At 70.5% G+C, this 18,388-nt stretch carries 15 protein-coding genes; 14 read left to right on the top strand and 1 reads right to left on the bottom strand.

Annotation, left to right across the window (positions count from 1 at the left end):
• Positions 1-84 precede the first annotated feature (84 nt).
• On the top strand, positions 85-1,395 hold the full coding sequence (mshC, locus tag Q9R22_RS09415) for a cysteine--1-D-myo-inosityl 2-amino-2-deoxy-alpha-D-glucopyranoside ligase (protein WP_131333005.1): 1,311 nt from the start codon (positions 85-87) through the stop codon (positions 1,393-1,395).
• 28 nt (positions 1,396-1,423) lie between these two features.
• Here the strand turns inward: mshC and Q9R22_RS09410 are convergent, their stop codons facing one another.
• On the bottom strand, positions 1,424-2,320 hold the full coding sequence (locus Q9R22_RS09410; RefSeq protein ID WP_064846984.1) for a PAC2 family protein: 897 nt from the start codon (positions 2,318-2,320) through the stop codon (positions 1,424-1,426).
• A gap of 81 nt (positions 2,321-2,401) precedes the next feature.
• Between Q9R22_RS09410 and Q9R22_RS09405 the strand changes: the two genes are divergently transcribed.
• From Q9R22_RS09405 to Q9R22_RS09345, 13 genes are all read left to right on the top strand, one after another.
• On the top strand, positions 2,402-3,580 hold the full coding sequence (locus tag Q9R22_RS09405) for a site-2 protease family protein (RefSeq protein WP_242670425.1): 1,179 nt from the start codon (positions 2,402-2,404) through the stop codon (positions 3,578-3,580).
• 149 nt (positions 3,581-3,729) lie between these two features.
• On the top strand, positions 3,730-4,809 hold the full coding sequence (locus Q9R22_RS09400; RefSeq protein WP_131333003.1) for a tRNA (adenine-N1)-methyltransferase: 1,080 nt from the start codon (positions 3,730-3,732) through the stop codon (positions 4,807-4,809).
• The gene (arc, locus tag Q9R22_RS09395) at positions 4,802-6,514 is read left to right on the top strand and encodes a proteasome ATPase (RefSeq protein ID WP_131333002.1); all 1,713 of its coding nucleotides are present in this window, start codon (positions 4,802-4,804) and stop codon (positions 6,512-6,514) included. The genes Q9R22_RS09400 and arc overlap by 8 nt, the downstream gene beginning before the upstream one ends.
• The gene (gene dop / locus Q9R22_RS09390) at positions 6,511-8,238 is read left to right on the top strand and encodes a depupylase/deamidase Dop (RefSeq protein WP_311254177.1); all 1,728 of its coding nucleotides are present in this window, start codon (positions 6,511-6,513) and stop codon (positions 8,236-8,238) included. The genes arc and dop overlap by 4 nt, the downstream gene beginning before the upstream one ends.
• A gap of 52 nt (positions 8,239-8,290) precedes the next feature.
• Positions 8,291-8,497: a ubiquitin-like protein Pup gene (locus tag Q9R22_RS09385; RefSeq protein WP_098055493.1), complete on the top strand. Its 207-nt coding sequence runs from the start codon at positions 8,291-8,293 to the stop codon at positions 8,495-8,497.
• A gap of 4 nt (positions 8,498-8,501) precedes the next feature.
• On the top strand, positions 8,502-9,911 hold the full coding sequence (pafA, locus tag Q9R22_RS09380) for a Pup--protein ligase (RefSeq protein WP_131333001.1): 1,410 nt from the start codon (positions 8,502-8,504) through the stop codon (positions 9,909-9,911).
• 104 nt (positions 9,912-10,015) lie between these two features.
• On the top strand, positions 10,016-11,023 hold the full coding sequence (locus Q9R22_RS09375; RefSeq protein ID WP_131333000.1) for an FKBP-type peptidyl-prolyl cis-trans isomerase: 1,008 nt from the start codon (positions 10,016-10,018) through the stop codon (positions 11,021-11,023).
• A 64-nt stretch (positions 11,024-11,087) separates the two neighbouring features.
• On the top strand, positions 11,088-11,483 hold the full coding sequence (locus tag Q9R22_RS09370; protein ID WP_126874796.1) for an FKBP-type peptidyl-prolyl cis-trans isomerase: 396 nt from the start codon (positions 11,088-11,090) through the stop codon (positions 11,481-11,483).
• On the top strand, positions 11,484-13,748 hold the full coding sequence (locus Q9R22_RS09365; protein ID WP_311254176.1) for a WYL domain-containing protein: 2,265 nt from the start codon (positions 11,484-11,486) through the stop codon (positions 13,746-13,748).
• Positions 13,749-13,772: 24 nt separating this feature from the next.
• Positions 13,773-14,153: a hypothetical protein gene (locus Q9R22_RS09360; protein WP_035961557.1), complete on the top strand. Its 381-nt coding sequence runs from the start codon at positions 13,773-13,775 to the stop codon at positions 14,151-14,153.
• Positions 14,137-14,490: a Sec-independent protein translocase subunit TatA gene (gene tatA, locus Q9R22_RS09355; RefSeq protein WP_064846993.1), complete on the top strand. Its 354-nt coding sequence runs from the start codon at positions 14,137-14,139 to the stop codon at positions 14,488-14,490. Before Q9R22_RS09360 ends, tatA begins: the two co-directional genes overlap by 17 nt.
• 195 nt (positions 14,491-14,685) lie before the next feature.
• Positions 14,686-15,498 carry a twin-arginine translocase subunit TatC gene (gene tatC, locus Q9R22_RS09350; protein ID WP_311254180.1) on the top strand — a complete coding sequence of 271 codons (813 nt, stop codon included), beginning with the start codon at positions 14,686-14,688 and terminating at the stop codon, positions 15,496-15,498.
• 47 nt (positions 15,499-15,545) lie between these two features.
• Positions 15,546-18,374 (top strand): DEAD/DEAH box helicase, encoded by a 2,829-nt coding sequence (locus Q9R22_RS09345; RefSeq protein WP_311254175.1) that lies wholly within the window; start codon positions 15,546-15,548, stop codon positions 18,372-18,374.
• Positions 18,375-18,388 lie beyond the last annotated feature (14 nt).

Here is an 18,388-nt window from a genome sequence, read left to right as displayed (position 1 = left end):
GCGTTCGCGGTCACCAGGGAATAGCGGCCCCGGTGCGCCCGTTGCGTTCGAGGGAGTCCAAGAATCGTCCAAGCGAAGGTGAACATGAAGCGTTGGTCCAGCCGTCCGGTTCCGCAACTGCCCGGGACCTCGCCCGCACCCCTCGTGCACGACACAAGCACGGGGGAGCTCGAACGGCTGGAACCGCGTGAGGGCCGGGCGGGACTGTACGTGTGCGGGATCACCCCGTACGACGCCACGCACATGGGCCACGCCGCGACGTACGTGAACTTCGACCTGCTCAACCGGGTGTGGCGGGACGCCGGCTTCCCCGTGGACTACGTTCAGAACGTCACCGACGTGGACGACCCCCTGCTCGAGCGGGCGAACGACACCGGCGTGGACTGGCGCGAGCTCGCCGTGGAACAGACGGAGTTGTTCCGCACCGACATGGCGGCCCTGAACGTGCTGGCCCCCGATCACTACGTGGGGGCCACCGAGGCCGTCGAGTGGATCGTGCCCGCCGTCGAACGCCTCGTGGAACGCGGGCTCGCGTACCGCGTCCCGGAGGGCACCCGTCAGGACGGTCGCTCGGAGCCCGCGGGGGACGTCTACTTCGACGTCGACGCCGCCGGGCGGTTGCGCGCCGACGACCCCGACGCATGGGTGATCGGCTCCACGTGTCGCCTGGACCGGGAGCGCATGCTGCCCCTCTTCGCGGATCACGGCGGCGACCCCGAACGCACGGGCAAGCGTGATCCGCTGGACCCGCTGTTGTGGCGCGTCAAGCGCGAGGGCGAACCGTTCTGGGACGGTGCGTCACTGGGTGAGGGCCGCCCCGGATGGCACATCGAGTGCAGCGTCATCGCGCTGCAGTACCTGCCCGCGCCGTTCACCGTGCAGGGCGGGGGCTCGGACCTCGCGTTCCCGCACCACGATATGGGCGCAGGCCACTCGTACGCGCTGTCCGGTGAGCCCATGGCCGAGCACTTCGTCCACACCGCGATGGTGGGGCTGGACGGCGAGAAGATGTCCAAGTCCAAGGGCAACCTGGTGCTCGTCTCGACCTTGCGCCGGGAGGGAGTGGATCCCGCCGCGATCCGTCTGGCGATCCTCGCCAACCACTACCGTACGGACTGGTTCTGGACGGACGACCTGCTCGAGCAGGCGAAGCGTCGCCTCGCCACGTGGCGTGAGGCCGCCGTCAAACCCGAAACGGCCGGGGCGGACTCCCTGCTCGAGGCCGTGCGCGCGGCCCTCGGTCAGGACCTCAACGCTCCCGCGGCACTGATCGCGGTGGACGCGTGGGCCGCACGCAACCTGGGTGGTGCCGCCGCGCGTGGTGCGGGGGCGTCGGCCGAGGACGCCGCGCTGGCGCGCGCCACGGTCGAGGCGTTGCTCGGCATCGAACTCTGAGCGCCCCGCCTCCGACGGATCCTCGCGATCAGCCGCGGTCGTCGCGGCGGCGCAGGTAACGCTCGAACTCGCGGGCGATCGCGTCCCCGGTGGCCTCCGGTAGGTCCACGGTGTCCTTGGCCTCCTCGAGCTGGCGCACGTAGTCCGCGACCTCCGGATCCTCGGAGGCGAGCTCGTCCACGCCGCGTTCCCACGCCTCGGCGTCCTCGACCACGGGTTCGAGCGGCAGGGCCATGCCCAGCAGGTCCTCGAGGCGGCGCGCGAGCGCGAGCTGCGCCTTGGGGGAGGGCGACTGCGCCACGTAGTGCGGGACGGCGGCCCACATGCTCAGCGTGGGGAAGCCCGCGAGCGCGGCCATGTGGGAGAGCACCCCCACGATCCCGGTGGGTCCCTCGTACTGGGGGGCATCGATGTCCAGTTCCTCGCGCAGCTCCTCGGTGTCCGAGGTCAGGGTCACGGGGATCGGGCGGGTGTGGGGGACGTCCGCGAGCAGCGAGCCGAGCATGATGACGAAGTCCACGTCCAGGGCCGCGGCCTGCTCGAGCAGTTCGGCGGTGAACGCGCGCCACCGGTAGGACGGCTCCCAGCCGTGCAACAGCACGACGTCCAGGTTGGTCCCGGGCACCGACGCCTTGGACAACCGCGTGGTGGGCCAGTGCAGTTTCTGCTCCCCGGTCAGGGGCCGGCGGATCACGGGACGGGAGTACTGGTAGTCGTAGTAGTCGTCCGAGGCGACCTCGAACACGTCCTTCGCGTTGAGCTGCTCGCGGATGAGCTTGAGGGTGTCCGTGGCGGCGTCGCCGGCGTCGTTCCAGCCCTCGAACGCGGCGATGAGCACCGTGACGGTCTCCTGGTCCGCACCGTCACGCACGACCCCGAAAGGTCCGATACCGGGCTGTTCCGAATTATTGTCCAACGTGGTCACCGTCCCACTGTACGGCCCGTGCGGGTGTTCCACGAGCCGATCCCCAGCGCGGTACCGGCGGGCGCACCTACCATGTTCAGCATGCCCCTTCCCCGGTTCCGCCAGCCCTCCGACGATCGCGCCGCACCGGCCCCCGCCGGCCCCCGACCCCGCGGCGTGCGGCTGGGTCTGCTGCTGGGCGTGGAGCTGTTGCTGGACCGTTCGTGGTTCCTCATCGCGGGGTTGACCCTGTTGATGTACGGGCCCGTGCTGTGGCGGCTGTACCCCGAGCTCGGCTGGCTCAACCTGCTCCTGGCCCTGGGCTTCGCGGTGGGCCTGGCCCTGAGCGTGCTGGTGCACGAACTCGCCCACGCGCTCGCGGGTCGCGCGGCCGGGTGGCCAGTGACCCGGATCGTGCTGACCCTCATGGGCGGGCACACGGCGTTCGGCAGCGTGCGCACCACACCGCTGCCCACCGCGCTCGTGTCCCTGGCCGGACCGCTGAGCAACGTGGTGCTCGCCGCGCTGGGCACCGGTGTGCTCTTCGTGACCGCGGACAGCCTCGCGGGCCCGGGGTGGGCGCTCGTCCAGTTGCTGATCCTGGCCAACTGGATCCTGGGGTTGTTCAACCTGCTGCCCGGACTGCCGCTCGACGGCGGGCGCGTGGTGGAGGCGATCGTGTGGGCACTGACCCGCTCGGAGGCCAAGGGCACGACCGTGGCCGCGTGGTGCGGGCGCGGGATCGCGATCCTCACGGTCGCGTGGTTGCTGTGGGCGCAGGTATGGCGCCAACCGGTGGTGCTCGTGATCACGCTGCTCGTGGCCGGGTTCATCTTCATGGGCGCGGGGCAGGCGCTGCGCCAGGCACGCGTTCTGGGCGTGCTCTACGCCGTGCGGGCTGGGGGTGTCGCGCGTCCCGCGATGGAGTTTTCCCCGACCACGCCCCTGGCCCTCGTGGACGCCACCGTCATGGCCGCCACGGGGGACGACTACCGGGGATGGACCCCGGACGTCGTCGTCCGTGACCGCGGTGCCGTGGGCCTGCTGGACCCCGAGCTCGCCGAACGGGTGGCACCGGCGCACCGCGGCGTCGTCGCCGTGGGGGACGTAGCCGAATGGCACCCCGCGGATACCACCGTGGACCCGGGCACCCCCGGCGGCGAACTGGCCCGCGTGCTGGAGACCGGGCGCCGCGCCTGGGTGTGCGTCGTGGACGGTGCCGGTCACGTCACGGGCGTGGTGCACCACGAGGACCTCGCACGCTTGGCCCTGCGCGCCTGATCGCTCCATGAGCGCGGTGGGGGCCATCGCCGCGGGGCGTGGTGATCCGATCGGGGCTACGGTGGGAGAATGGCTCGGGGCGGCCCGCGGTGCGGGCGTACCTACGGAGCCGGACGGCCCCGACGACGACCACGCGTGAGAGCGAGCAGATGAGCGAGCAGCAGGAATCCCCCCCGAACCCCACCGGCGCCACCGTGCGGGGAGCAGCCAACCGGCGCGGCCCGTTCCGCTCCGGCGAGCGCGTCCAACTCATGGACGAGACCGGGAAGATGACCACCATCACCCTGGTGGACGGAGGGGAACACCACACCCATCGCGGGGTGCTGGCACATGAGCTGTTGATCGGCCAACCCGAGGGCACGGTCGTGTCCAACACCTCGGGGATCCAGTACCAGGCGCTGCGGCCACTGCTCAAGGACTTCGTGCTGTCCATGCCCCGCGGAGCCGCGGTGGTCTACCCCAAGGACTCCGGGCAGATCGTGACCATGGCGGACGTCTTCCCGGGCGCCCGGGTCGTGGAGGCCGGGGTCGGTTCCGGCGCGCTGACCATCGCCCTGCTGCGCGCTGTGGGGGACGAAGGCCACGTCCACTCGTTCGAGCGCCGGGAGGAGTTCGCGGAGATCGCCCGGGGCAACATCGAGACCATGTTCGGCGGCCCGCACCCCGCGTGGGAACTGAGCCTCGGAGACCTCGCGGAGGAACTGGGCGCGCGGGAGGAGCCCGGGTCCGTGGACCGCGTGATCCTGGACATGCTCGCCCCGTGGGAGTGCCTCGACGCCGTGGCCACAACCCTCGCGCCCGGCGGCGTGGTGATCTGCTACGTGGCCACCGTGCCGCAGTTGTCCCGCGTGGCGGAGGCCATGCGCGCGGACGGCCGCTTCACCGAGCCCGAGGCCTCGGAGACCATGGTGCGCGGGTGGCATGTGGAGGGGCTCGCGGTGCGCCCGGACCACCGCATGGTCGCGCACACCGGGTTCCTGATCCAGTCCCGCCGACTCGTGGACGGCGCACCCAGGTTGGCTCCGAAGCGGCGCGCTTCCAAGAGCGAGTACACGGAAGAGGATCTGCAGGCGTGGACTCCCGTGGCCCTGGGCGAGCGCGTGGTCTCGGACCGCAAGCTGCGCCGCGCGGGCCGCGATGCGGCGTCGTTGGCCGAGCACGCCGCGCGCGCCCAGCGGGAGATCGACGAGCAGGCCCGCGCGGACGGGGGTCAGGTGCGCGATGACTGAATCGGGCGGCACCGCGGGCCGTTCGGCCGCGGACATCACCCAGCGCCAGATCAACATGCTGCGGGACCAGAAGCGCAACCTGGACAAGCAGCTCGCGGCGGTGGGATCGCAGAACGAGAAGCTGGTGCGGTTGCTCAACGCGTCCCGCCAGGAGATCGTGACGCTCAAAAAGACCCTCGCGGCGGAGGCCGAGGCGCCCGCGACGTTCGCCGTGGTGCTGCAGGTCAACCACGGTCGCCAGCCCTTGGGGGAGGCCACCGGCAACGGTCCCGTGGTCACGGGCCCGTCGGTGGACGTGCTCTCCGCGGGACGGAAGATGCGCGTGGCCCTGAGCCCTCTCGTGTCGCTGAGTGCGTGCGAGCCCGGACTGGGGGTGCTGCTCAACGAGCACTACGTGGTGATCACGGTGCTCGACTACGAGCGCACCGGGGAGGTGGCCACCGTCAAGGAGGTCATCGACCACGACCGCGTGCTCACCGTGGGCCGCTCGGACGAGGAACGCGTGCTGTTGCTCTCGGGTCGGTTGCGGCGTGAGCGCCCCAAGCCCGGGGACGCGCTGACCGTGGACCACCGCACGGGCTTCGCCCTGGAACCCGTGGAACGCACGGACGTGGAACAGCTCGTGCTCGAGGAGGTCCCGGAGGTCCGCTATACAGACATCGGCGGGCTGGGGCCTCAGATCGAGGCGATCCGCGACGCCGTGGAACTGCCCTACGTCCACCCGGACATCTACCGCGAACACGGTCTGCGCCCGCCCAAGGGCATCCTGCTCTACGGTCCCCCGGGCAACGGCAAGACGCTGATCGCCAAGGCTGTTGCGCGCTCGCTCGCCGAGCGCAGCGCGGCCAAGGCCGGGCGCGCGCGGCCCGAGGGCTACTTCCTCAATATCAAGGGTCCCGAGCTGCTCGACAAGTACGTGGGGGAGACCGAGCGCCAGATCCGCTCGATCTTCGCGAACGCGCGCGAGCAGGCGGCGCGCGGGATCCCCGTTGTGGTGTTCTTCGACGAGATGGACTCGCTGTTCCGCGTGCGCGGTTCGGGGCTGTCCTCGGACGTGGAGACCACAATCGTGCCGCAGTTGCTCACGGAGATCGACGGCGTGGAACAGCTCGACAACGTGATCGTGGTGGGCGCGACCAACCGCGAGGACATGATCGATCCCGCGGTGCTGCGCCCCGGTCGCCTGGACGTGAAGATCCGCATCGACCGCCCGGACGAGCAGGGCGCGCGGGAGATCTTCTCGCTGTACGTCACCGAGGACCTGCCCCTGCGTGAGGACGATGTCGCTCGCGCCGGCTCCCGCGCGCAGGCCGCCCGGGAGCTCGTGGACGCCGCGATCGGGCGCATGTACGCGCGCACCCCGGACACCGAGTTCCTCACGATCACGTACCGCGACGGCGGCCAGGAGACCCTGTACTTCGCGGACTACGCGTCCGGAGCGGTGATCCGCAACGTGGTGGACCGCGCCAAGAAGCAGGCCATCAAGACGCTGCTGACCACGGGCCGGCGGGGGATCACCTCGCAGCACCTCGTGGACGCGGTGAACCAGGAGTTCCACGAACAACAGGACCTGCCCAACACCGCGGACCCGGAGGACTGGGCCCGATTGACCGGTCGGCGCGCGGACACCATCCAGGACGTCCGGATCGCGGTGGACCGCCCCGGGGTCTCCGGCACGCAGCGTCCGGACGGGGGCGCGGCATGACGGTACGGCGGATCATGGGCAGCGAGACCGAGTTCGGTGTGCTGGCCCAGGGTGAACCGGGTGCGAACCCCACGGTGCTCTCGACCCGCGTGGTCACGGGGTACGCCGCGTGGGTCGCCCGACGGCTTCGGGAACAGGAGGCGGCAGGCGGGGAACGGTCCGTGGGCTCGGCCGGGCCCACGCCATCGGACGACGACGCCGCGCAGCCCGGTTCCCCGCACGCCCCGCTCGGCACAGGGTGGGACTACGGTTCCGAGACCCCGCTCGCGGATGCCCGGGGGTTCACCTTGGCCCGCGAGGACGCCCACCCGAGCCAGCTCACCGATGAGGCGCCGGTGCTCACCGCGGAGGAGATCGCCGCGGAGGCGATCAGCGAATCCGCGATGTACACGGAGGACCTCGACTGGCGCCGCGTGATCATGAACACCGTGATCCCCAACGGCGCGCGGGTCTACGTGGACCACTCCCACCCGGAGTACTCGTCCCCGGAGGTCACCACGCCCCTGGACGCGCTCACGTGGGACGCCGCGGGGGACGTGGTGGCCGCCCGCGCCGTGGAGTACCTCGCGGAGGTTTCCGCGGGGACGGATGCCGCGCCGGTGAACCTCTACAAGAACAACACGGACAACAAGTCGGTGTCCTACGGCGCGCACGAGAACTACACCGTGGAACGCGCCGTGCCCTTCGAGCGGATCACCGCGGCCCTGCTGCCGTTCTTCGCGTCCCGGCAGATCATGTGCGGTGCAGGCCGTGTGGGCCTCGGGGTGGACGGTTCATGTACTGGGTTCCAACTGAGTCAGCGCGCCGACTTCTTCGAACGCACCGTGGGGCTCGAGACTACGATCCACCGCCCGATCGTGAACACGCGGGACGAACCCCACGCGGACGACACCCGCTACCGGCGCCTGCACGTGATCATCGGGGACGCCAACCTCTCCCACGTGGCCACGCTGCTCAAGTTCGGGACCACGTCCCTGGTGCTGAACCTCGTGGAACACGACCGGGCGCCGCGCCTCGAGCTCGAGGATCCCGTGGCCGCGCTGCAGGCCATCAGTCACGACCCGTCCCTGCGCACCACGGTGGCGCTCGCGAACGGTCGGGAGTTGACCGCGGTGGAGCTGCAGCGAGAGTACTACCGCGCAGCGTTGGCGCTGGAGACCGAGCTGGCCCCGAACGGGTTGGACGAGGACACCGCCCACGTGCTGCAGACCTGGGACGAGGTGCTCACGGACCTCGCCGAGGACCCCGCGCGCTTGTCCGACCGGTTGGACTGGGCGGCCAAGTACGCGCTGCTCACCGCGTACCGCACACGCGACGGTCTCGCGTGGGACGATCCCCGGCTCGTGGCGATCGACCTGCAGTACGCGGACGTGCGCCCCGACAAGGGGCTCTACCACAAGCTCGCCGCCGCCGGACGGATCCGCACCCTCGTGGACCACGAGCGGATCACCGCGGCCGCGGACCATCCGCCGATCGACACCCGCGCGTACTTCCGGGGCACCGCGGTGTCCCGGTACCCGCGGGACATGGTCGCGGTGGGCTGGGACACACTGACCGTGACGTTCCCCGGGATCCGCCGGGGAGCGCGGGTCAGGATGCCCGAACCCCACGACCTCACCCGGGACACGTGCGAGGACTGGTTCGACGCCCCGGACGTCGAGACCTGGATCGAGCGCGTGGCCGCGAACCGGCCCGCCCTCGTCACGGGCAGCGACATCGGCTGAACCGCCCGGTCGGGCGCAGCACACCTCATTCGAGAAGCCACAGGAGGACACCATGGCACAGGAACGCATCTTCCGCACCGGATCCCGCCGCGAGGAGGAACCGGACGCCCCGGCCCCCGCGACCCCGCCCGCCTCGGGCGCCGCACAGGCCCAGCGGGACACCCAGGGCACCGACGACCTGCTCGCGGAGATCGACGGCGTGCTCGAGACCAACGCGGAGGCCTTCGTGAAGGGCTTCGTGCAGAAGGGCGGCCAGTAATACCGTGGAACGGCGGATCTACGGGATCGAGACCGAGTTCGGCCTGATCCACAGCGCACCGCAGGGCCGTCCCCTGGGTGCGGACGAGACGGCGCGGCGGCTGTTCGCACCGGTGCTCGCGTGGGGGCGGGCCTCCAACGTGTTCCTGCCTAACGGCGGGCGCCTGTACCTGGACGTGGGCTCCCACCCCGAGTACGCGACGGCCGAGGCCGCAACCCTGCACGACGTCGTCGCCCAGGACGCCGCCGGCGAACGGATCGTGGACGACCTGCGCGCTCAGCTGCAGGAGAGCCTGGACGCCGAGGGCGTGGGCGGCACGGTGCACCTCTTCAAGAACAACGCGGACTCCGCCGGCAACTCGTTCGGCTCGCACGAGAACTACATGATTGCCCGCCGCACGGAGTTCTCCCGGCTGGTCCAGCACCTGCTGCCGCTACTGGTGACGCGGCAGATCCTCGTGGGCGCGGGTCGGGTGCACCCGGACGGGCCGCCGCCCTTCGGCTCCCTGGCCCTGGGGGACGGGCGCCCCGGCTACTCGTTCTCCCAGCGGGCGGACCACGTGTGGGAAGGGTCGTCCTCGGCCACCACCCGTTCCCGCCCCATGATCAACACCCGGGACGAACCGCACGCGGACGCCGAGCGCTACCGCCGGCTGCACGTCATCACGGGCGACTCGTCCATGTCCCAGACCACCACGGCGCTGAAGATCGGTATCACGGACGCGGTGCTGCGCATGATCGAGGCGGGCCAGATCCTGCCGGACCGCACGCTCGCGGACCCGGCTGCCGCCCTGCGGCAGGTCTCCCACGACCTCACCGGTTTGGCACCGCTGGAGCTGGCCGCGGGGGGCTACCGCTCGGCGATCGAACTGCAGCGCGAGTACCTTGAGGAAGTCACCCGGTTCGTGCAGCGCCACGGCGCGCACCACGACCGCCTCGACTGGGTCGTCGGGCTGTGGGACCGTGGGCTGCGCGCCGTCGAGGAGCAGGACAGCTCGCTGGTGGACCGCGAGCTGGACTGGGCCATCAAGAAGAAGCTGCTGGACTCCTACGCGAGCGCCCACGGGATGGACTGGTCCCACCCCCGCATGGCGCAGTTGGACCTCGCTTACCACGACACCTCCGCGCGCCACGGACTTTTCCATATGCTGGAGCGCCGCGGTGCCGTGGAGACGTTCGTGGCCCCGCAGGACGTCGAGCGCGCCGTCGTCGAAGGCCCTCCCACCCGGGCGCGGATGCGCGGGCGGTTCGTGGCCGCGGCCCACGACGCCGGGGTCAGCACCACCGTGGACTGGGTGCACCTAAAGCTCAACGGGGAGCATCAGCAGAGCACGGTCATGTGCAAGGACCCCTTCGCCACCACCCAGCCGGACGTCGAGGAGCTGATCGCAGAGATCACCTCCGGACGCGCCTGACCCCACCCGCCCGCAGTGTTCCGGGGACTCTCCCAGCCGCGGCCCACGCGGGTCCTCTACATTGGCCCCGAGCCAGCACCCCGATGACGAAAGGTCACCCCCTCGTGCGAAAGATCATCCCTGCCGGCACCGCCGCGCTCGCCCTGTCCCTGCTGCTGACCGGCTGCGGCGGGGGCTCGGGCTGGGACTCCGTGGAACTGTCCGCAGACCCCTCGCAGGGCACCGCGCCGTCGGTGTCCTTCAAGACCCCAATAAAGGTGGACGACGCGCAGACCAAGGTCCTGAAGGAGGGGGACGGTGAGGAGATCCACGCCGGCGACAGCATCATGCTGCAGGCGGCCCTGTACAAGGGCTCGGATGGTTCCTCGCTGGGGGACACCTACAGTCAGGGTGCCGGACAGGTGCTGACCGTCAACGACGAGCTCAAGGACTCCCTGCCGCAGATGTACGACGCCCTGACGAAGGCCAAGGAGGGGGAGATCATCGCGTACAGCTCTCCCAAGACCAGCGGCGCGGCCTCCGAGGGGGACGACTCCACCTCGGTGGAGGTCTACCAGGTGACCAAGAAGATCATGCCGTCGCTCAACGAGAAGATGAAGACCCCCTCCAAGGGCATGCCCAACGTTACGCAGGACGACAAGGGCACCCCCACGATCGCCAAGCCCTCCGGTAGCGAGCCCAAGGAGCTGAAGACGGACGTGCTGATCGAGGGGGACGGTGACACCGTCAAGGAGTCGGATACCGTGATCGCGAACTATGTGGGCGTGCGCTGGGCGGACGGAAAGTCCTTCGACTCCTCCTACGAGAAGGGCACCCCGGCCTCCTTCCCCCTCAACGGTGTGATCGCCGGCTGGAAGGAGGGTCTGGAGGGCCAGAAGGTCGGCTCGCGCGTGGAGCTGGTGATCCCCACCGACAAGGCCTACGGCACGGAGAAGGAGCTCGGCAAGGACTCCCAGTACCCCGCGGGCGCGCTCGTGTTCGTGGTGGACATCCTCGGCACCACACCCACCCCGAAGACGGAGACCGCGAGCCCGCAGGCCTCGGCGAGCGCCACTCCCGGTGCGTCCACGGCACCGAGCGCGAGCCCGAAGTCCTCTGCGTCCGGCAAGTGAGACACGGCTACACTGTGTGCTCGGCACGGCCCCGCCCGGGGGCCCACGACGAAAGGTAGAGCCCGTGTCATTCGGACAGCGCAAGCTTGATCGTTCCAAGCCGGAGATCGACTTCCCCCAGGACCCGGTTCCCACCGAGCTGCGGATCGTGGACGAGATCCAGGGCACCGGCCGGGAGGCGAAGGTCGGGGACACGGTCTCGTGCCACTACGTGGGTGTCACGTACTCGGGCGGCGAGGAGTTCGACGCCTCCTGGAACCGCGGTGAGCCGCTGGGCTTCACGGTGGGCGTGGGACAGGTCATCCAGGGCTGGGACCAGGGTCTGCTGGGCATGAAGGTGGGTGGTCGGCGTCGGTTGGAGATCCCCTCCGAGCTGGCGTACGGCTCGCGCGGCGCCGGCGCCGCGATCGGCCCGGACGAGTCCCTGATCTTCGTGGTGGACCTGCTCGACGTCCGCTGAATGGCGCCCTCCGCGGGGCCCTCGGCGCGCCGTTCCACCACGGCGTCCGCCGAACGGCTCCTCAACCTGCTGATCGCCCTGCTCGACCGCGAGTCCGGGTACACCCGTGAGCAGCTGCGCGCGATCGTGCCCGGTTACGACCGCGCCGGGAACCAGGACGCGTTCGAGCGCATGTTCGAGCGCGACAAAGCCCACCTGCGCTCACTCGGGTACCCGGTGGAGGAGATCCCGGACGACGACCCCTGGGCCTCGGACGCGCAGCTGACCCCGCGCTACCGCGTGCCCCGGGGCTCGTACCGGCTGCCCCGGGTGCGATTCAGTGCGGAGGAATCCGCGGTGCTCGCCGTCGCGGCGGACGCGTGGAACGACGCTGCCCAGGACCGGCTCGCACGCCGCGCCCTCGACAAGCTCGAACCGGCGCTCAGCGGCGAGGCCGCGCCGGGCCGGGACCTGCAGCCCACCGTGGCCGTGGCGGACCCCGCCTTCGAGCCGCTGCTCTCGGCAGTGCTTGCGCACCGCACGGTGCGCTTCGACTACGTGGACCGCACCGGGGCATTCTCCCAGCGCACGGTGCAGCCGTGGGGTGTGGGCTCCCGCTACGGGGCCTGGTACCTCGCGGGCTGGGACACGGACCGGCGTGCACAGCGCACGTTCCGGCTCTCCCGCATCATCTCCGAGGTGGAGACCACACGCGAGACGTTCGAGCCGCCCCGGGACTTTTCCATGGGCGGTCAGCTCGCGCGCATGGTCAGCCAGCCGCCGCAGCTGTGCGTGGTGGTCCATGTCCGCCAGGGCGCGGGCCAGCTGCTGCGCCGCATTGCCGCGCCGTCCGACTCACCCGCGTGGCGGGCCCCCGAGGGCTACGACGCCGTGCAGCTCGCGGTGCACGACACCGAGTCCGCGGCGGAACACGTGTGCGCGGCGGGCCCGGACGCCCGGGTGCCCCGCGAACCCGTGCCCGGCATTCGGGGCGACGCCGCACAGGGCGGGAGCGCCCCGACGGCCGAGGGCGGGCCGTCGGCCGAACCCGATTCGACGAGCGACGACGCCCCGACCGCCGAGGACATCGCGACCCAGAACGCGGTCGCCGACGCCGTGGCCCGCAGACTCCGTGACGCGCGGGCCTTCCAGGCGCGGATGCCCGGCGTGGACGTGCGTTGGGGCAAGCAGCGCCGTCACGGCGCGGCCAAGGCCAGCACCGAACAGCACCTCGCGCGGCTGCTACACATCGTGCGTCACGTCTACGCCCACCAGGGCGCGGAGCTCGAGGAGACGGCCCGGCACTTCGGGATCACGGACGCCGAACTCGTCAACGACCTGCAGACCCTGTTCGTGTGCGGGCGCCCGGGGCACATGCCGGACCAGCTCATCGACGCGTCCTGGGACGACGGCCACATCTACCTGGGCAACGCGCAGGAACTGTCCGAACCTGTGCGGTTGACCGTCCCCGAGGCCAGCGCGCTGCTCATGGGGTTGCAGACCCTGCAGGCCGTTCCGGGCGGTGACAGCAGGGTCGTGCGCTCGGCCATGCAGAAGGTCGCGACCGCCGCGGACGCGCTGCCGCTCGCGGACGCGCTTGCGGCACCGGACGCCGACGCCGCCGCGGAGCCCCGTGACAGCGCGCTCGTCACCCGCCTGCGGGACGCGATCAAGAACGGCCGGCGCGTGCGGTTGCAGTACCTCGTGGCCTCCCGGGACGAGGTCACGGAGCGGCATGTGGACCCCGTGCGGATGATCTTCTCGGACGGGCAGCAGTACGTACGGGGCTGGTGCCTGCAGGCCAACGCGCCGCGTACGTTCCGCACCGACCGGATCGTGGGCTGCGAGGACGCGGGTGAAGCCGAGGTGCACCCGCGCATGGAATCGGAGGTGCGTTCGAGTATCCAACCGACCAAGCGTCGTCCGGTCCAGGCCGTGGTCGTCACCGATCGGCGCGGGCGGTGGATCGTGGAGCACTACCACGCCAAGCGCTTCGTAGAGGTCTCCGTGGCACCGGCACCGGGGGAGACGGAGGAATCCGACGCCGCGCCCCGGGAAGCGAACTCCCAGCCGATTCCCGGGTCCCGCGCACGCGCGGCGCGGGGGCCGCGTCCACTGCCCGAGTACGTGGCCGCGGAGGTGGACTTCCCCACACTGGATGCACTGTCGTCCCTGGTCACACGGCATGCGGGACACGTGGGCGTGGTCTCACCCCCCGAGGCCGTGGCCGCCGTTGAACAGTGGTTGAACAGCAGCTGTCCCGAGCCCACCCCCGGGCGTCCGTAGCCGTCGACTGCCTATACTGGGGCCATGCTGTGGTGGATGTGGGTCGTGCTGTGGACCGTTCTGGTCCTGGGCGCTGCCGCGTTCATCGGGTGGGTGCTCTACCGGGTCGTGCGCACGCAGGTGCTGCCCGCGCTGGACGAGATCGAGCGAAGCGGTACCGATTTCGCCACCCGCTGGAACGCCGCGGCCCAGGGACACTCCACGCCGTTGCGCACACCCGCCCCGCCAGCCATGTTCACCCCGGTGGACGAGACCCGCGCCGCCTACCGCAGCGGCCGGGACCAACGACAGACAGCTCGGCTCATCCGCAGGATGCAGCGCAGGGACACCCTGGGGCAGCCCCAGAGGTATTCGGACGTGCGCCGGGCTGAACAGAAAGGACTCCGCCATGGGCCGCTTGTTTGACAGCCCCCTGACCCTCGTTTTGATCCTCGTGGTCATCCTGCTCCTCTTCGGTGCCCCCAAGCTGCCCGGGATGGCTCGTAGCCTGGGCCAGTCCCTGCGCATCTTCAAGTCCGAGGTCAAGGAGATGAAGCGCGACGACGATCCGAACGTGACTGTCAACGGCCAGCCGGTCGCCGATGGCCAGCCCGTCGCGGGCACCACCGCCGCGCAGTCGAGCACCCAGCCCACGGTGCAGCCCTCGGTGCAACAGCCGGCCGCCGAGCAGCCCACCGTGATCACCCCGCAGCCGGGCCAGCCCGCGCCCACCGTGGACCAGAACCAGCGCCCCACCGCCTGATCCCGGCATCGTCCGTCGGGACCCGCGCGGGGCCGAGCCGCACGGCTCGGCCCCGTCGCATGCGGGTGAACGGCCCGTCAGAGAGGACAGGGACCCATGTCCACCACGGATTCCGGGAAGGCCCCCGGTTCCACCCGGCAACAGCGCCGGGAACGCCGCAAGAGCACGTCGCGGCGGCACAACCCGCAGGCCCAGATGGCGCTCAAGGAGCACCTGCGGGAACTGCGTAACCGCCTCATCAAGTCCGCCGTGGCCACCGTGCTGGGCGCGGTGCTCGGCTTCATGGCGTACGAGCCGTTCATGCAGTACATCACCGAGCCGCTGCAGCGCCTGGCCGAGTCCGGGCGCACCGCGACCATCAACTACTCCTCGGTGGGCGGGTCTTTCAACATCATGGTGGAGGTCGCCGTGGTGCTCGGGCTGATCTTCGCGTCGCCGGTGTGGCTGTACCAGTTGTGGGCGTTCATCACGCCCGCGCTGCACAAGAACGAACGCCGCTACGCCTTGGGCTTCCTCGCCGCGGCGATCCCCTTGTTCCTGGGTGGGTGCGCCCTGGCCGTGACCGCGCTGCCCGCGGCCGTCTACGCGCTCACCGCGTTCACGCCCGAGGGCGGGGCGAACTTCGTGGAGGCCGGGATCTACCTGCGCTTCTTCCTTCAGCTCATCCTGACGTTCGGGATCTCGTGCGTGGTCCCCGTGCTGCTCGTGGGTCTCAACGTGCTGGGCCTGCTGTCCGGGCGCACCGTGCTCAAGGCGTGGCGGATTGTGGTGGTGGTCGTTCTCGTGATCGCCGCGATGGCCGCGCCGGGTCCGGATCCCGTGACCATGCTCTACCTGGCCATCCCGCTGCTGGTGCTGTTCTTCGTGGCCGTGGGGCTGTGTCTGTACCTGGACCGGCGTCGTGCCAAGAAGCAGGCCCGGCAGGCCGCCGCGACCGGTGCCAACGCGGACCGGGGAACCTCGGCGGAAGCGCTGCGCTCGATGGGCAGCACCGCCCACCAAGACTGATCCGCCCCGATTCCCGGGGTGTCAGAGGCACCGCGTAGGGTGGGAGCATGTCTTCCCCCGCCGAACGGTACATTGCCGCGAAGGCTCGCGCGGCCCACGTGAGCACGGAGCTGTCGGCCTTCGAGAACACCGTGGACTTCGAACTGGACCCGTTCCAGACGCAGGGGTGCCGCGCTCTCGAGGAGGGCCGGGGAGTGCTCGTGGCCGCCCCCACGGGCGCGGGAAAAACCGTGGTGGGGGAGTTCGCGATCCACCTCGCACTGACCCGGGGTAAGAAGGCCTTCTACACCACGCCCATCAAGGCGTTGAGCAATCAGAAGTTCCACGAGTTCTCGCGCCGCTGGGGCTCGGACCGTGTGGGTCTGCTCACGGGTGATACGTCCGTAAACTCGGAAGCGGACGTGGTCGTGATGACCACCGAGGTGCTGCGCAACATGCTCTACGCGGGCTCGTCCACCCTGGCGAACCTGGGGTTCGTGGTCATGGACGAGGTGCACTACCTTGCGGACCGCTTCCGCGGTGCTGTGTGGGAAGAGGTCATCATCCACCTGCCCGAGCACGTCCAGCTCGCGTCCCTGTCCGCGACCGTCTCCAACGCCGAGGAATTCGGTGCGTGGCTCGACGACGTCCGCGGCAGCACGGACGTGGTGGTCTCCGAACACCGTCCGGTCCCGCTGTGGCAGCACGTACAGGTGGGGCCGCAGCTGCTGGACCTGTTCGTGGACGACACCACGGTCGAGGAGGCTGCGCAGCGCCACTCGGACAAACACCGGGACGAACCCGAGGTCAACCCCGAGCTGCTGCGGTTGTTCCGCGCCCAGCATCCCCGCGGGGGTCGGTCGGGTGGGCGCGGACCCGGTCACCGCAATCGCCGTCGTCACGGCGGCCGCCACCAGGAGCCCCGCACCGGGCGGCAGGAGCGGATCTCCCGCCCCCAGCTGTTGCGCCGGCTCGACGCCGAGGCCCTGCTGCCCGCCATCACCTTCATCTTCTCCCGCGCAGGGTGCGACGCCGCCGTGGCACAGTGCGTGGCCGCGGACCTGTGGCTCACCACGCCGCAGGAGCAGCGCGTCCTGCGCGCGTTCGCGGCGGAGGCTACCGCGCACATGTCCACCGCGGACCTCGCGGCACTGAACTACGAGGACTGGTACCAGGGCCTCATCCGGGGGATCTCCGCCCACCACGCGGGCATGCTGCCCGTGTTCAAGGAAGTGGTCGAGCAGCTGTTCTCGGAGGGGCTCATCAAGGCCGTGTTCGCCACGGAGACCCTGGCGCTCGGGATCAACATGCCGGCCCGTTCCGTGGTGCTCGAACGCCTCGACAAGTTCAACGGTGAGGCTCGCGTGGACATCACCCCGGGGGAGTACACCCAGCTCACGGGGCGCGCGGGCCGGCGCGGGATCGACGTCGAGGGCCACGCCGTGGTGCTGTGGCGGGACGGCATGAACCCCCAGGCCGTCGCGGGACTCGCGTCCACGCGCACGTACCCGCTGAACTCGAGTTTCCGGCCCACATACAACATGTCCACCAACCTCATCGCGCGCTACGGGGCCAAACGCTCCCGGTCCATCCTGGAGACCTCGTTCGCGCAGTTCCAGGCGGACCGCTCGGTCGTGGGCCTGGCCAAACGGGTGCGCTCCCAGGAGAAGACCCTCGAGGGCTACCGGGACGCCATGACGTGCCACCTGGGCGACTTCACCGAGTACGCTGCGCTCCGCCGTGAGCTCATGGCCGAGGAGAAGTCCGCGAGCAAGTCACGCTCGGCGCGTCAACGTAACGACGCCGCGGTGGCCCTGCAGGACCTGCTGCCCGGGGACGTGATCGAGATCCCTCAGGGCCGCAACGCCGGGTGGGCCGTGGTGCTGCGCGAGGACGCGCACCCCTTCGACCCGCGCCCCCACATTCTCACGGTGGACGGCAAACTGCGCCGGGTGGGTGTCAACGATCTGGACGGTTCCCTGGAACCCGAATCCCGGATCCGGATCCCCAAGCACTTCTCGGGGAAATCCCCCCAGGAACGCAAGGACCTCGCCGCGACCGTGCGGGCCGCGTTGCACGAGCACCGTCCCGCGCGCGCCCGCTCGGGTGGTCACGCGATCCGCTTCGACCGGGGGACCTCCGCGCGCGATCACCGGATCGAGGACCTGCGCCGACGGTTGCGTTCGCACCCGTGTCATGGTTGTTCGGACCGCGAACAACACGCCCGCTGGGCGGAGCGCGCGTGGAAGCTCGAGAAGGACACCCAGGCACTGCGTAAGCAGATCGCCGGGCGCACCGGGAGCATCGCCGCGACCTTCGATCGCGTGTGCGCGGTGCTCACCCACTTCGAGTACCTCAGCCCGGACGAATCCGGCCACCTGCAGCCCACCGCGGCGGGCGAACAGTTGCGCCGGCTCTACGGTGAGCGGGACCTGCTCCTCGCACTGTGCTTGCGGGACGGCTTCCTGGACGGACTGGACGCCCCCGGACTTGCCGGTGTCATGACCGCACTCGTCTACCAGCCCCGGCGCGAGGACCAGGGCGCGCGTCCCAAGATGCCCACGGCCCACATGGAGGAATCCGTCCAGATCCTGCTCCACAACTGGTCGGTGCTTTCCGCGCGCGAGGCCGAGCACCGATTGCCGCTCACCGCCGCCCCCGAGCTGGGGCTCGCGGACGCCATGTACCGCTGGGCCCGGGGCGCCACCCTGACCCGGACGCTCACCGGCACGGACCTGGCCGCGGGGGATTTCGTGCGCTGGGCCAAACAGACCGTGGACGTCCTGGACCAGTTGCGCGGCGTGGAAGGGCTCGATCCCGAGCTGCGCGAGACCGCGCACCGAGCCATCGAAGCCGTGCGCCGCGGCGTCGTCGAGTACAGCGTCTTCGACCAGTAGGACAATGCCGGGCG

The organism is Kocuria sp. PD6, from assembly GCF_031844145.1.
GTDB lineage: Bacteria > Actinomycetota > Actinomycetes > Actinomycetales > Micrococcaceae > Kocuria > Kocuria marina.
Note: the sequence above shows the minus strand (reverse complement) of the source record. Positions and strands in the feature narration are given on the sequence as shown.